The 15279-nt window shown below is 62.9% G+C and carries 9 protein-coding genes and 1 pseudogene; 9 read left to right on the top strand and 1 reads right to left on the bottom strand.

The genetic code is table 11. The features are described from left to right. From ASD44_RS11630 to ASD44_RS11590, 9 genes and pseudogenes are all read left to right on the top strand, one after another. Window positions 1-1254: an aspartate kinase gene (locus ASD44_RS11630; RefSeq protein ID WP_056111947.1), complete on the top strand. Its 1254-nt coding sequence runs from the start codon at window positions 1-3 to the stop codon at window positions 1252-1254. 78 nt (window positions 1255-1332) lie between these two features. After that, on the top strand, window positions 1333-3603 hold the full coding sequence (gene ptsP / locus ASD44_RS11625) for a phosphoenolpyruvate--protein phosphotransferase (RefSeq protein WP_056115973.1): 2271 nt from the start codon (window positions 1333-1335) through the stop codon (window positions 3601-3603). Between the two features lie 43 nt (window positions 3604-3646). Further along, complete coding sequence (gene prfA, locus ASD44_RS11620; RefSeq protein WP_056111944.1) at window positions 3647-4723, top strand: peptide chain release factor 1; 1077 nt, start codon at window positions 3647-3649, stop codon at window positions 4721-4723. A 4-nt stretch (window positions 4724-4727) separates the two neighbouring features. Then, complete coding sequence (gene prmC / locus ASD44_RS11615) at window positions 4728-5594, top strand: peptide chain release factor N(5)-glutamine methyltransferase (RefSeq protein ID WP_056111941.1); 867 nt, start codon at window positions 4728-4730, stop codon at window positions 5592-5594. A gap of 310 nt (window positions 5595-5904) precedes the next feature. Beyond that, window positions 5905-6672: pseudogene (locus ASD44_RS11610) on the top strand (DUF4167 domain-containing protein); the annotation flags it as partial. A 303-nt stretch (window positions 6673-6975) separates the two neighbouring features. After that, a complete protein-coding gene (clpB, locus tag ASD44_RS11605) occupies window positions 6976-9582 on the top strand; it encodes an ATP-dependent chaperone ClpB (protein WP_056111939.1) in 2607 nt (868 codons plus the stop codon). A 287-nt stretch (window positions 9583-9869) separates the two neighbouring features. Beyond that, on the top strand, window positions 9870-11342 hold the full coding sequence (locus ASD44_RS11600) for a L,D-transpeptidase (RefSeq protein ID WP_056111936.1): 1473 nt from the start codon (window positions 9870-9872) through the stop codon (window positions 11340-11342). A gap of 3 nt (window positions 11343-11345) precedes the next feature. After that, window positions 11346-11672: a hypothetical protein gene (locus ASD44_RS11595; RefSeq protein ID WP_056111932.1), complete on the top strand. Its 327-nt coding sequence runs from the start codon at window positions 11346-11348 to the stop codon at window positions 11670-11672. A 47-nt stretch (window positions 11673-11719) separates the two neighbouring features. Beyond that, window positions 11720-13264 carry an MFS transporter gene (locus ASD44_RS11590; RefSeq protein WP_056111929.1) on the top strand — a complete coding sequence of 515 codons (1545 nt, stop codon included), beginning with the start codon at window positions 11720-11722 and terminating at the stop codon, window positions 13262-13264. A 13-nt stretch (window positions 13265-13277) separates the two neighbouring features. Here ASD44_RS11590 and ASD44_RS11585 read toward each other — a convergent pair whose 3' ends face one another. Continuing rightward, window positions 13278-15236 carry a M23 family metallopeptidase gene (locus ASD44_RS11585; protein ID WP_056111926.1) on the bottom strand — a complete coding sequence of 653 codons (1959 nt, stop codon included), beginning with the start codon at window positions 15234-15236 and terminating at the stop codon, window positions 13278-13280. Window positions 15237-15279: the final 43 nt, after the last annotated feature.

Raw genomic sequence — 15279 nt, 5'->3', positions numbered from 1 at the left:
ATGGCGCGCATCGTGATGAAATTCGGCGGGACTTCGGTCGCCGACATCGCCCGCATCCGCAACGTGGCGCGGCATGTCAAACGCGAGGTGGACGCTGGCCACGAGGTCGCCGTCGTGGTCTCGGCCATGGCCGGCAAGACCAACGAACTGGTCGGTTGGACACGGGAAGCCTCGCCCATGCATGACGCGCGTGAATACGACGCCGTCGTCGCCTCGGGCGAACAGGTGACCGCCGGGCTGCTTGCCATCACGCTGCAGAACATGGGCGTCCATGCGCGGTCCTGGCAGGGCTGGCAAATTCCCATCAAGACCGACAACGCGCATGGCGCGGCGCGCATTCTCGACATTGACGGCGCTTTCCTGATCAAACGCTTCGGCGAAGGCCAGGTGGCGGTGATCGCCGGCTTCCAGGGCATCGGCCCGGACAACCGCATCGCGACGCTTGGCCGTGGCGGCTCGGACACCAGCGCGGTGGCGATCGCGGCGGCGGTGAAGGCCGACCGCTGCGATATCTATACGGACGTCGATGGCGTCTACACCACCGACCCCCGCGTCGAGCCCAAGGCGCGGCGGCTGGCCAAGATTTCGTTCGAAGAAATGCTTGAAATGGCGTCTCTTGGGGCAAAGGTATTGCAGGTCCGGTCGGTCGAGCTTGCCATGGTGCATCGGGTGCGCACCTTCGTGCGGTCGTCCTTCGATGATCCGGATGCACCGGGCATGGGCGATCTTCTGAACCCGCCCGGAACGCTTATTTGCGACGAGGAAGAAATCGTGGAACAGCAGGTCGTCACCGGAATTGCCTACGCCAAGGACGAAGCGCAGGTTTCGCTGCGCCGGGTCGCCGACAGGCCGGGCGTCGCCGCCGGCATCTTCGCGCCGCTGGCCGAGGCCAACATCAATGTCGACATGATCGTCCAGAACATCTCGGAAGACGGCAAGTCGACCGACATGACCTTCACCGTGCCGCAGGGCGACGTGGACAAGACGCTGGCGGTGCTGAACAAGGTCAAGGAGACGGTCGGCTTCGACGTCGTCCAGCATGACGAGGGCATGTCGAAAGTGTCGGTGATCGGCATCGGCATGAGAAGCCATGCCGGCGTCGCCGCCACGGCGTTCCAGGCGCTGGCCGACCGTTCGATCAACATTCGCGCCATCACCACGTCGGAAATCAAGATTTCGATCCTGATCGACGGTCCCTATACGGAACTTGCCGTTCGCACTTTGCATTCCGTCTACGGTCTGGATAAGCAGTAGCATAGAGTCGGTTTTTTGCGTTGACGCCGGCCGCAGGAGACTGGGCCGGGGAAATCGCCATTGGAGAAGAAGTCCGCGATGCGTGACATGGCCAGCGGCCCGCGCGTTCTGCTGAGACGGCTACGCGAGCTCATGCAGGAGCCGCTGGAGCCGCAGGACAGGCTCGACCGCATCGTCCACGACATCGCCTCCAACATGGTGGCCGAGGTGTGCTCGCTCTATGTGCTGCGCGCCGATTCGGTGCTGGAGCTCTACGCCACCGAGGGCCTGAACAAGAACGCCGTCCACCTGGCGCAGCTGCGGCTCGGCCAGGGCCTGGTCGGCACCATCGCGGCCAGCGCCCGGCCGCTCAATCTGTCGAACGCGCAGGAGCATCCGGCTTTCGCCTACCTGCCGGAGACAGGCGAAGAGATCTACAATTCCTTTCTCGGTGTGCCGGTGCTGCGGGCAGGGCGCACGCTGGGCGTTCTCGTGGTGCAGAACAAGACCATGCGCCACTACCGCGACGACGAGGTCGAAGCGCTCGAAACCACCGCCATGGTGATCGCCGAGATGATCGCTTCGGGCGACCTGGCGCGGCTCACCCGGCCAGGCCTGGAACTGGATCTGAAGCGTCCGGCGAGCTTCACCGGCCTGTCGTTCAACGACGGCGTCGGGCTCGGCCATGTCGTGCTGCACGAGCCGCGTATCGTCGTCACCAATCTGTTCAACGAGGACAGCGAGGAGGAAATCCGGCGGCTGGAGACGTCGCTGGGTTCACTCAGGCTTTCGATCGACGATATGCTCTCGCGTCGCGACGTCAATTTCGAGGGCGAGCACCGCGAGGTGCTGGAAGCCTACCGCATGTTCGCCAACGACCGAGGTTGGGTAAGGCGGCTGGAAGAAGCCGTTCGCAATGGCCTTACCGCCGAAGCCGCCGTTGAGAAGGTCCAGAGCGACATGCGCGCGCGCATGATCCACATGACCGATCCTTACCTGCGCGAGCGGATGAGCGATTTCGACGATCTCGCCAACCGGCTGTTGCGGCAACTTCTTGGGCGTGGTCCGGAAGACGTCGCGGCTTCGCTGCCCAAGGATGCGATCATCGTCGCCCGTTCGATGGGCGCGGCCGAACTGCTCGACTATCCGCGTGACAAGCTGCGTGGCCTGGTGCTGGAAGACGGCGCCGCGACGAGCCACGTCGTCATCGTCGCCCGCGCCATGGGCATCCCGGTCGCCGGCCAGGTGAAGGGCGCCGTCTCGATGGCGGAAAATGGCGATCCGGTTATCGTCGATGGCGAAGAAGGCACGATCCATCTGCGGCCGCAGCCCGATCTCGAGGCCGCCTATGCCGAAAAGGTCCGTTTCCGGGCGCGGCGTCAGGAACTCTACCGCGAGTTGCGCAAGAAGCCGTCGCTGACCAGGGACGGCGTGCAGGTCGATCTTCTGATGAATGCCGGCCTTGCCGTCGACCTGCCGCAGCTGGCCGAGGCGGGGGCAGCCGGCATCGGCCTGTTTCGCACCGAGCTTCAGTTCATGGTCGCCTCGACGTTCCCGCGCGCGGAGGCGCAGGAGCGGCTTTACCGCGACGTGCTGGACGCGGCGAACGGCAAGCCGGTGACCTTCCGCACCATCGACATCGGCGGCGACAAGGTGCTGCCTTACTTCAAGAACTCGACGCAAGAGGAAAACCCGGCGCTCGGCTGGCGCGCGATAAGACTGACGCTGGACAGGCCGGGCCTGCTGCGCACCCAGATCCGCGCGCTGCTCAAGGCTGCCGGTGGCCGTGACCTCAAGCTGATGCTGCCGATGGTAACGGAACTGGGAGAAGTGGCGCAGGCTCGCGAGATCATCGAACGCGAAGTCCGGCATCTGTCACGGTTCGCCCATCATTTGCCGAACAGCCTGAAAGTCGGCGCGATGCTGGAGGTTCCGTCGCTGCTTTTCCAGCTCGACGAGTTGATGAAGGCGGTGGATTTCGTTTCGGTCGGATCGAACGATCTGTTCCAGTTCGTCATGGCGGTCGATCGCGGCAACACCCAGCTTTCCGATCGGTTCGATCCGCTTTCCGTACCGTTCCTGCGGGTGCTCAAGCAGGTGGCGGATGCCGGCCACCGCAACAATACGCCGGTGACGCTGTGCGGGGAACTGGCGGGCAAGCCGATCTCGGCCATGGCCTTGATCGGTCTCGGCTACCGCTCCATTTCCATGTCGCCGGCCTCGATCGGACCGGTGAAGGCGATGCTGACCGAACTGCCGGTGGAGGACCTGAAGGCGTTCTTCGACGACAATCTGAACGCTCCCGCCACTGGCATGCCGATGCGGGCGCTGCTGCAGGCATTCGCCGACGATCGTGGCATTCCGCTTTGAATTCACGTGAGGGCGGGGCGAATCGGCTCCCGGATCAGGAAATATGATTTCTCTTCCCCGCGATCGAATGGACCAGGTCGTCAAGCGCTTCGACATGCTCGAGGCGCAGATGGCGGCCGGGCCGGCGCCGGACGCTTATGTAAAAATGTCGTCGGAGTACGCTGACATTCAGGATCTGGTCGGCAAGATCAGGGCTCTGCGCGCCGCTGAAGCGGAACAGGCGGATCTGGAGATGATGCTGCAAGACCGCGGCATCGATGCCGAAATGCGCGCATTGGCCGAGGCCGAGCTGCCGGAAGTCGAAGAGCGCATCGAGTCGCTGCGGCGCGACATCCAGATACTTCTGCTGCCGAAGGATGCCGCCGACGAACGCAACGCCATCCTGGAAATCCGGGCCGGCACAGGCGGCGACGAGGCGGCGCTTTTCGCCGGCGATCTGTTCCGCATGTATGAGCGCTATGCCGCCGCTCGTGGCTGGCGTTTCGAAGCTGCTTCAGCCAGCGATGGCGATGCCGGCGGTTTCAAGGAAGTCATCGCTACCGTGTCAGGCAGGGGCGTGTTCGCGCATCTCAAGTTCGAGTCCGGCGTGCACCGGGTGCAACGCGTGCCGGCGACCGAGGCGCAAGGGCGCATCCACACGTCCGCCGCCACCGTCGCGGTTTTGCCCGAGGCGGAGGAGGTCGACATCGAAATCCGCTCCGAGGACATCCGCATCGACACGATGCGTGCTTCCGGCTCGGGCGGCCAGCACGTCAACACGACGGATTCGGCGGTACGCATCACCCATCTGCCGACCGGCATCATGGTGGTGCAGGCGGAAAAATCGCAGCACCAGAACAGGGCGCGCGCCATGCAGATCCTGCGGGCTCGTCTCTACGATCTGGAGCGTAGCCGCGCCGACGAGGAGCGCTCCTCGTCGCGTAAATCGCAGGTTGGATCGGGCGACCGATCGGAACGCATCCGCACCTACAATTTTCCCCAGGGGCGCGTGACCGACCACCGGATCAACCTTACACTCTACAAGCTCGACCGCGTGATGATGGGCGAGCTGGACGAAATCGTCGATGCGCTGATTGCCGACCATCAGTCGAAGCTGCTGGCGGACATGGCGGAAGGATGATGCGGTGCAGGCGGCATTTACGCTAGCCAGCTTGCTGCAGATCGCCCGCAAGCAACTGGATGACGCCGGCATGGACAGCGCCGCGCTTGATGCGCGCCTCATCGTCGAGCATTTTTCGCGAACGTCGCGTACCGACGCCATCGTCCGGCCTGATCTCCCGATTGCGCGGGACATATCAGCCGCCGTCGAGGCCGCGCTCGACCGAAGGCTGGCGGGCGAACCGGTGCATCGCATCCTCGGCTGCCGCGAATTCTACGGGCTCAAGCTTGCACTGTCGCCCGATACGCTGGAGCCGCGGCCCGACACGGAGACGCTGGTTGACGCGGTGCTGCCCTTCGCCAGAGCGGTGGTTTCGCGGCAGGGAAGCTGCCGCATTCTCGATCTGGGCACCGGCACCGGCGCGATTGCGCTGGCGCTGCTCGCCGAAGTGCCGGAAGCGACGGCCAACGGGACGGATATTTCCGCGGCCGCCTTGGCGACGGCGAAAAAAAATGCCGTTTCGCTCGGGCTGGAATCGCGTTTTTCCGCCAGCGAATCCAGCTGGTTCGCGGAAATTTCAGGGCGATACGATGTAATCGTCTCCAATCCGCCTTATATACCGTCCAGAGACATCGAATTCCTGCAACGAGAAGTCAGGGATTTTGACCCGCGCCGGGCCCTGGATGGCGGCGAGGATGGTCTGGACCCCTATCGAATCATTGCAGACGGCGCCGACGCTTTTCTCAACCATGGCGGAATCGTCGCAGTCGAGATAGGCAGCACGCAAAATGCGGATGTTGCTCAGCTGTTTAGCAAGGAAGGGTGGCAGCTTTCAAAGGCAGAAAAAGACCTGTCCGGCAACGACCGGGTGCTGGTTTTCATAGCCGGCTGATAGCCGCAACAGAGGGCAAAAAACCGCTTGGCAAGGCTTGGGAATGCAGCTAGGGTCCCTCGCAACCGGATGAACGAAGCAGGCAGTGCTCTTAAGCGATTCGGTTTCCTTAAAAATAGCTGCCTTCTTGCGCAAACGATGCCCAAGCTTCGTGCGGGAATCGTCCGGCAAGTGATGTAACCGGAACAGGATGGCACGTGACGCCAACGCAATCCATGCGGGCGAGCACTGGTGAAACAGCTAGACGGCAGAGCGCATGATCGCCGCCGTTCGCGAACGATTTTTCAAGCTTTGAACTGAAGAGAGTCTGATGAGGCCACAACAGCAGAACAGGCGCATGCGCGGTCGCAACAATGGCGGAAGCGGCAGCGGTAATAACAACAACAACAATAACAACAACAACCGCAAGGGACCAAATCCCCTGAACCGCAATTATGAGAGCAACGGCCCGGACGTGAAAATTCGCGGTTCCGCTCAACAGATCGCCGAGAAATACGCCACGCTCGCCCGCGATGCGACGAGTTCAGGCGATCGTGTGATGGCCGAAAACTACTTGCAGCATGCCGAGCACTATAACCGTATCATCGCGGCAGCCCAGGCGCAGATCCCGATCCAGAACGTCCAGCAAAACCGTGACGACTTCGACGATGACGGCGAGGAAGACCGGGACGATTTCGACAATGGCGCCGCCGGGGGCGAAGGCCAGGGTTCTTCCGTCCCGCATGGTGGCGGGCCGCAGCCGATGATCGACGAACTGCCGGCCGAAGTCGCGCTGAATTCCGACAATCGCAACGGTAATGGCCGTAATCGCGATCGCGATCGCCGCCAGAATGGCAACTATCAGAATGGCCAGCGCAATGACTATGGCGCGCGCGGCGATCAGGCCGACCGCAATGATGCCGACGCCGGCGATGAGAGGTCTTCGCAGAACAACAACGCCCAGCCGGCCGTCGAAAAAGAAGCGCAGCCGCGGATGGAAATTTTGAGCCCCGCCGGTCTCGCGGCGCAGGCCGAGGCCAATGAAAATGCCGCCGAGAACGGCGCGCCTCGCCGGGCACGGCGTCCGCGCCGGCCGCGGCAGGAAACCGAGCCGGCCGCGGAAGCGGCCGCGCCGGGCGAAAGCGGCGCGGAGGTCGCTTCGGCCGAAAGCTGAGGCAACAGGGATCGGTTTAAAACGGCGGAGAGAAATCTCCGCCGTTTTCGTTTCCGCCTGGACGCTGGCGTCTGAAAATTGTTGCGGTACTGTGCGCTGCACAGCCTTGAGGCAGGGCACCGTCGGCACCATATCATTTCCGAATCGGGACCCGGCCTTCCTGGCGGGTCTGTCACCGCAATCTGTTCCGGTGCCGCAAAGCGGGCCGGACCGGCAAGGAGACGACATATGAATCTTGAAAAATATTCCGAGCGCGTGCGCGGCTTCATCCAGTCCGCGCAGACGATGGCGCTGTCGAGAAACCATCAGCAGTTTACCCCCGAACACATGCTGAAAGTGCTTGTCGATGACGACGAGGGCCTGGCCGCGTCGCTGATCGAACGCGCCGGTGGCAATGTGCGCGACGTGAAGCTTGGCGTTGAAACAGCGCTCGAGGCGATGCCGAAAGTAGAGGGCGGCAACGGGCAGCTTTATCTGGCGCAGCCGCTGGCCAAGGTGTTTTCAACCGCCGAGGAACTGGCGAAGAAGGCCGGCGATTCGTTCGTTACAGTCGAGCGGCTGTTGCAGGCGCTCGCCATGGAAACCTCAGCCAAAACCGCCGACATCCTTGCCAAGGCCGGGGTGAAGCCGCAGGCGCTCAACCAGGTCATCAACGATGTCCGCAAGGGACGCACGGCGGATTCGGCAAGTGCCGAGCAGGGCTATGATGCGCTGAAGAAATATGCGCGCGACCTGACCGCCGATGCCCGCGCCGGCAAGCTCGACCCGGTGATCGGCCGTGACGATGAAATCCGCCGCACCATCCAGGTGTTGTCTCGGCGCACCAAGAACAATCCGGTCCTGATCGGCGAACCGGGCGTCGGCAAGACGGCAATCGCCGAGGGCCTGGCGTTGCGCATCGTCAATGGCGATGTGCCGGAATCGCTCAAGGACAAGCAATTGATGGCGCTCGACATGGGCGCGTTGATCGCTGGCGCGAAATATCGCGGTGAGTTCGAGGAGCGACTGAAGGCCGTGCTCAACGAAGTCACTTCGGCAGCCGGCGGCATCATCCTGTTCATCGACGAGATGCACACGCTGGTCGGCGCCGGCAAGGGGGAGGGCGCGATGGATGCGTCCAACCTGTTGAAGCCCGCGCTGGCGCGCGGCGAGCTGCATTGCGTCGGCGCGACCACGCTCGACGAATACCGCAAGCATGTCGAGAAAGACGCCGCGCTCGCTCGCCGGTTCCAGCCGGTGTTTGTGGATGAGCCAACGGTGGAAGACACCGTTTCGATCCTGCGCGGGCTGAAGGAGAAATACGAACAGCACCACAAGGTGCGCATTTCCGACTCGGCGCTGGTGTCGGCTGCGACGCTGTCGAACCGCTACATCGCTGACCGCTTCCTGCCTGACAAGGCCATTGACCTTGTCGACGAGGCGGCGTCGCGGCTGCGCATGCAGGTCGATTCGAAGCCTGAAGCGCTGGATGAGATTGACCGGCGCATCATGCAGCTCAAGATCGAGCGTGAGGCCTTGAAGGTCGAAAAGGACGAGGCTTCCAGGGACAGGTTGGTGCGGCTCGAGAAGGAACTAGCCGGCCTCGACGAGGAATCGACCGAACTTACGTCGAAATGGCAGGCCGAAAAGCAGAAGCTGGGCCTGGCGGCGGATCTTAAGAAGCAGCTGGACGAGGCCCGTAACGAACTGGCGATCGCCCAGCGCAAGGGCGAGTTCCAGCGCGCCGGGGAGCTTGCCTATGGCAGCATCCCGGAACTTGAAAGAAAACTGAAGGACGCCGAGGCGCAGGATGGCAAGGCCGGCATGGTCGAAGAGGTGGTGACGCCCGACCACGTCGCCCACATCGTATCCCGCTGGACCGGCATTCCGGTCGACAAGATGCTGGAAGGCGAGCGTGACAAGCTGCTTCGCATGGAGGACGAGATCGCCAAACGCGTCGTCGGCCAGGGCGAAGCGGTGCAGGCCGTTTCGAAAGCGGTGCGGCGCGCCCGAGCTGGTCTGCAGGACCCGAACCGGCCGATCGGCTCGTTCATGTTCCTCGGCCCGACCGGTGTCGGCAAGACTGAGCTGACCAAGGCGCTGGCCAGCTTCCTGTTCGACGACGAGAGCGCGATGGTGCGCATCGACATGTCGGAATTCATGGAGAAACATTCCGTGGCGCGGCTGATCGGCGCACCTCCCGGCTATGTCGGCTACGAGGAAGGCGGCGCGCTGACGGAAGCGGTTCGGCGCCGGCCTTACCAGGTCGTTCTGTTCGACGAGATCGAGAAAGCGCACCCGGATGTCTTCAATGTCCTTCTCCAGGTGCTGGACGACGGACGCCTGACGGACGGACAGGGCCGTACGGTCGACTTCCGCAATACGTTGATCATCATGACCTCGAACCTCGGCTCGGAATACCTCGTCAATCTCACAGAGGACCAGGATGTCGATCTGGTGCGCGAGGACGTTATGAATGTGGTGCGAGCGTCGTTCCGGCCAGAGTTCCTGAACCGCATCGACGAGGTGATCCTGTTCCACCGCCTCCGGCGGCAGGACATGGGCCAGATCGTCGAAATCCAGCTCAACCGGCTGGAGAAGCTGCTTGCCGACCGCAAGATCACGCTCGACCTCGATGCCGACGCCGTCGAATGGCTGGCGGCGAAGGGCTACGATCCTGCCTATGGCGCTCGGCCGCTGAAGCGGGTCATGCAGAAGGAACTGCAGGACCCCTTGGCGGAAAAAATCCTGACGGGCGACATACTGGACGGCTCGACCGTCAAGGTCACATCCGGCTCGGACAGGCTGAATTTTCGCTCGAAGCCGACGGTGGTCGCCGCCGAGGCGGCTGCCTGAACAGGATTGCCCTCTCCCGCTCAGGGAGAGGGCTTTTCGACACACAAAAACCAGGCAATACGGCCTGCATTATCCTTTGATCGGGTCTATTTCGACAATCGGCTGTCGGCTGCGATCAGCCTGAAAACCTCGCTTTTATTGATGCTTGGCGGCTTTGGGCCGGCATTTCGCCATCTTCATGCCGGGTTCATATTGGAACCTTTAGAAGGTTAACCGGTTTGCGGGGCAAGGTGTCTGCCTTCGGGACCAGGTGGGTGGCGGCAGGGACGACCGGAGATTCTCGCACGATGTTGCGCACCGTTTTTGTTTTTTCGGCGCTGTCCGCGGCGTTGATGTCTTCGAGCGCATGGGCCGCGTCGGGACCTGATTTGGCGCGTGACAATCGGCAAAAGCCGATGTCCGAGGAGATACTGGTTGCCCAGAACGGCGACTATGAAATCTTCTATGACGGGCGCGGCAACCGCGTCATCATCGACGCCTATACCGGCAAGGTCATAGCGGTGCAGCCGCCGCAAACGCGTTTCGACCGCCGCGCCCTCCGTCGCGCCGAACGTGCGCGGCAATTCGACAGCCCGCCCGCGGGCGACGATCGTTACTATCTTGACGACCCCGAGGACATGGCGCGGTTCAGGCGCCGGCAGGCAGAAGAGGAGGGCCGCCTTCTCGGACCTGACGACGGTTCAACGGATGCGTTTCCTCCTGCGCCGGGTGGGGTCGAAACCTATCCGGTTCCGGATCAGCCCGATGTAGTCACCAACCAACCGATCGAGCGGCGTCCGCTGGACGGATCGCAGGACGAAGCGTCGATTGCGCCGACCGAGCCTCTTGATCCCGCGATTCCTTCGGATCAGGAATCGGTTCCGCAAGCGCCGCGGATCGACAACAATACTGCGGTGAATCCGCGACTGTCGCTCGGCGCGCGTGACGACATCGCCGCGCTGCAAATCCTGCTCGACCGGGGCGGTGCTTCGCCCGGCGTCATCGACGGTCGCTTCGGCTCGAATGTCGACAAAGCGCTGGAGGCTTATCGCGAGCTGACCGGCGTGCATCTGCGGTCAACCGATACGGCCTCCATAAAGGAAGCGCTGGCGAAATCGGGCGGTGATGCCTTTGCGTCCTACACGATCACGTCCGAGGATGCGGCTGGTCCCTATGTGGCGTCGGTGCCCGAAGACTATAGCGAGAAGGCCAAGCTCGACCGCATGGCCTATACCTCGGTGCCGGAGGCGCTGGCCGAGCGGTTCCACATGGACGAGGCCTATCTGAAGGCGCTGAATCCGGAGGCGAATTTCAACCGGCCCGGTACGATCATCAAGGTGGCCAATTTCGGCAGGCTGGCAAGCACACCGGTGGAGCGGATCATTGCCGACAAGCGCCTGAAGCAGGTGCGCGCCTACGATGCATCAGGCAAACTGGTCGCGGCCTACCCGGCGACCATCGGCTCGACCGATACGCCGTCGCCGACCGGATCGCACGCCGTGTCGCGCGTCGCGCTCGATCCGAACTACACCTACAATCCGAATCTGAATTTCAAGCAGGGCAACAATGACAAGGTGCTGACCATTCCGCCCGGCCCGAACGGGCCGGTGGGGTCGGTCTGGATCGCTCTCGACAAGCCGACCTATGGCATTCACGGAACGCCCGAACCGTCGAAGATCGGCAAGACGGAAAGCCATGGCTGCGTGCGCCTGACCAACTGGGATGCGCGCGAACTCGCCAAGCTGGTGAAACCGGGCGTGATGGTCGAGTTCTCGGAATAGGCGATGAAGAAGCGCCCGACGATTGCCCGGATATGGCGGGGCCGCACCCGACCCGAAGTGGCCGATTCCTATCAGGCCTACAATTATGAGGTCGGGATAAAGCCGCTGATCGAGAAAGCGCTTGGCGTGCAGACCTTCCGCGAAGATCGCGACGGCGAAAGCGAATTCATGACCATCTCCTACTGGGAGAATTTCGAGGCGATGGCGCGCTTTACCGGCGGCGATCCAGACCGGATCCATCATCTGCCTCGCGATGCCGAATTCCTGATCGAATTGCCGGAGCACGTTCAGATTTTGCATCTGCTGACCAGCGACGGCGTCACCGGCTGATCAAGCGCTGTCTCCCATAGGCGAGAAAATGGCGTTACGGTGTGGCGATGACGAACACCGCCGAAGCTGCTCCTGAAAAATCCACCACCTTTTGCCCGCAGACACGGCGGCGCTATGTGCTGATCGCAGCGATCCTGGCATCGGCGCTGGGTTTCATCGACGGCTCCATTCTCGCAATAGCCATGCCGGTCATTCGCCTCGATCTCGGTGCAAGTTTCGTCGAGGCGCAATGGATATCCAATTCCTACGCGCTGATGCTTTCGGCGCTGATCCTTGCCGGCGGCGCCGCCGGTGACCGATTCGGCCTGCGCCGCACCTTCATTGCCGGCATCGCGCTTTTCCTGGCGGCGTCGCTTGCCTGTGCGCTGGCCCCGGATCCGACATGGCTGATCGCCTTCCGCGCCATCCAGGGCATTGGCGCGGCGATCATGATACCCGGCAGTCTGGCCATCATCGCCAAGGCCTATCCCAAGAAGGAACGGGGCAAGGCCATCGGCATCTGGGCCGCCGCCTCGGCTCTGACGACGGCGTTGGGACCGGTGCTCGGCGGCTTCGCGCTATCCAGCTTCGACGCTTCCATCTGGCGCGCCATCTTCGCCATCAATCTGCCGCTCGGCGCCATCGCGCTTTACCTGCTGCTGACAAAAGTACCAGCGGATACACCTTCCGAGCCGCGAGCGCTCGATCTTGGCGGCGCTGCGCTGGCGACGCTTTCCTTCGGTGCACTCGCCTACGGCCTGACATTGATGAGCGCTGAGAACGCCGGCTCCAACGCGGCCAGGAGTTATGCCGCCATGATCGCCGGGGTACTGCTTCTGGCGGGATTCCTGGCGTGGGAATGGCGGCAGCGCCAGCCGATGATCGACTTGGCGCTGTTTCGCAGCGGCGCCTTCGCGGGCGCCAACATCGCGACCTTCTTCCTCTATTTCGCCCTGTCGGCGAATCTCTTCTACCTGCCGATGCTAATGGTGGCGGGCTGGGGGCTGAGCACGGCGGAGGTCGGGTTCATCTTTCTGCCGCTGTCCGGAGCGATCGCTCTGCTGTCCGGCCCGGTCGGCAATCTTTCGGATAGGATCGGTCCCCGCCTGCCTATTGCTGCCGGCAGCCTGCTTGTGGCGATCTCCTTCGCCGGACTGGCGGCGATGACCGGGGCTGGCATTCATGCGTTCTGGTCAGGGGCTTTTGCTTTGTCGGTCCTGATGGGACTTGGCATGGCGCTTGTGGTGTCGCCCCTATCGACCGCGATCATGACAACCGTGGAAGACGAGGACACTGGCGCGGCATCCGGCATCAACAACGCGGTTTCGCGCATTGCCGGCCTGATCGCCGTCGCTGCCATGGGCGCGGTTGCCGCCGTGGTCTATTCCAGGACGCTGGGCGGGGAGGGTGCGCTTCCGGGATTCGGCGAGTTGCCTACCGTCGCGCTTGCCGACAATGTCGAAATGCTGCGCAAGGCGGCCAGCGATGCTGCTTTCGCGGCAGTTGCCTGGATAACGGCGGCTTTATGCGCGGCTTCGGCAGTAACGGCTTGGACAACGGTGCCGGGAGATGGTCTTTCCGGTTTGCTAAACAGGCGGCCGGAACAATCCTAGAGAGGGATTGGTCCTAGTCGTCGATCTTGGCGCTGGCGACTTTCAGCGGATCGGCGTCTTCCTGCTTGAGCAGATCGTCGATGCGCTCGCGTTCGCGCTGAAACGCGACAAGATCGTCGCCCTTCAAAACCTTGCCGGTCGGCAGGCGCACGCGCATGGGGTCGACCTTGGTGCCGTTGACGATCAGCTCGTAATGAAGATGCGGTCCGGTCGCGAGGCCGGTCTGGCCGAGGAAGCCGATCACCTGCCCCTGCCGCACCTTCATGCCGGCCTTGATGCCTTGGGCGAAGGCACTCTGGTGATTGTAGGACGTTTCATAGCCATTGGCGTGGCGGATCATGATCTGCTTGCCATAGCCGCCGGCCCAGCCGGCCTTTTCTATGGTGCCGTTGCCGGCTGCGATGATCGGCGTGCCGATCGGGGCGGCCCAGTCGACGCCAGTGTGCATGCGAACATAGCCGAGGATCGGATGCCTGCGGGCGCCGAATCCGGAGCGGAACTTGCCGGCCGGAAGCGGATTGCGCAGCAGGAACTGTTCGGCGCTGCGGCCATCCTGATCGAAGTAGTCAGTGGTGCCGTCCTGCATCTGGAACCGATAGAGCGTGCGCATGTTGCCGCCGAAGGTGGACGACACGTAAAGCAGTTCCGAATCGTCGGACGCCTCGTCGTCGCCGTCAGGCTGCGAGAAGAGCACTTCCAGGCGGTCGGACGGGTTGAGACGGGACTGGAAGTCGACATCGGAGGCCAGAAGCTTCACCAGCTGCTGCGTCATCTTCTTCGACATGCCGTAGGAATAGGCGGCCCGGTAGATGCCGTCATATATGTTCGGCAGATTGCCGCGGACTTGTGGTCGGGGCGAATCGTCGAAGGCGGTGAGCAGTTCCGGATTGGGTTCCGGCTCCTGTGCCGGGACATATTGGCCGCGGTCGTCCAGCGCGATGGTCACAATGTGCTGGGCCTTGTTGTAGACGCTGGTGCGCACGACCCTGGCCGTATCGCCGCGCACTTCCAGTCCGACGCGCAGCACAGTGCCGGCCTTCAGCGCCGAAGCGTTGAGAAGCCGCCCGATCGCATCGGCCATGCCGACAGCATCTTCACCCGTATAGCCGGAATCGGCATAGGCGTCGGTGATGACGCGGTCCTTCATGAAGGGAATGATCTCTTCGGCGAAGGAGGGAGCATCGTCGCCGTCAGGTTCCTGGCGCGACGCAACGGAAACGTTTTCAGGAACGATCTTGACGCCGTAGGACCCCGCCAGCGACTGCGCCAGCTGATCACCGAAGCGTTGGGGGTCGACATAGTGAAGGGCTGCGACCTGGATGGCGCCTTCGCTCAGGCCGGCGCCGGCTTCCCGCACCACCTTTTCGACTTCGTCGGCGGAGAGGTCGCTCTTTTCGTCGAAGGCGGCGGTCCCGATCGGGAAATCGATGGTCTTGAGCGACATCTCGCTCTCCACCTTGGCGCCGTAGATCTGGCCTGCCGCCTGCGGCGGCTTCGCCTCGTCGGCATTGTCGTCGCCGAAGACCTTCATCGGGTCGAATGCCGGATAGGCCCGCGTCGTGGTGTGGCCTGCCGCCAACGCCATCTTGATCTGCACGAACGGCATGGTGTGGATAACGTCGCGATCACCAACCTTGGTGACCATCGACACTTCCATGCGTCGGCGATCCTTCGCCTTGGCGATCTGACGGGGCGGGATCAGTCGGGTGGTCTTGGCCTTTTCGCCCGATTCCCCGCTGCCTGCGAGGCTGGCGAGTTCGGCGATCTCCGGCGGCGTCGCCAATTGCTGGCGTCCGTCGAGCGCGACGAACAAAGCCACGCCCATCAGGACGGAGGAGGTGATGCCGGTGAGAAAGGTGCCGGAAAGCCAGCGTGCAGAAACCTCACGGCGATCCGGCGGTCCACTGCGGCCGTCCGCGATCAGCGGCGGCTCGTTGCCGAGTTCGGCTATGAGCTCTTCGGTATCGTGCATCCAGAGCGGCTGCTTTTCCCTCGGCGGGCTCTTCTACTCTATA

This window comes from Mesorhizobium sp. Root554, from assembly GCF_001427025.1.
Taxonomy (GTDB): Bacteria; Pseudomonadota; Alphaproteobacteria; order Rhizobiales; family Rhizobiaceae; genus Mesorhizobium.
This window is presented reverse-complemented; position numbering and strand designations above follow the sequence as displayed.

Bases quoted from the DNA above. Each gene is read 5' to 3' on its own strand.
- ASD44_RS11590 (WP_056111929.1), top strand. From the start codon at position 11,720: ATGACGAACACCGCCGAAGCTGCTCCTGAAAAATCCACCACCTTTTGC.
- clpB (WP_056111939.1), top strand. From the start codon at position 6,976: ATGAATCTTGAAAAATATTCCGAGCGCGTGCGCGGCTTCATCCAGTCC.
- ptsP (WP_056115973.1), top strand. From the start codon at position 1,333: ATGCGTGACATGGCCAGCGGCCCGCGCGTTCTGCTGAGACGGCTACGC.
- ASD44_RS11585 (WP_056111926.1), bottom strand. From the start codon at position 15,236: ATGCACGATACCGAAGAGCTCATAGCCGAACTCGGCAACGAGCCGCCG.
- prfA (WP_056111944.1), top strand. From the start codon at position 3,647: ATGATTTCTCTTCCCCGCGATCGAATGGACCAGGTCGTCAAGCGCTTC.
- ASD44_RS11630 (WP_056111947.1), top strand. From the start codon at position 1: ATGGCGCGCATCGTGATGAAATTCGGCGGGACTTCGGTCGCCGACATC.
- ASD44_RS11595 (WP_056111932.1), top strand. From the start codon at position 11,346: ATGAAGAAGCGCCCGACGATTGCCCGGATATGGCGGGGCCGCACCCGA.
- ASD44_RS11600 (WP_056111936.1), top strand. From the start codon at position 9,870: ATGTTGCGCACCGTTTTTGTTTTTTCGGCGCTGTCCGCGGCGTTGATG.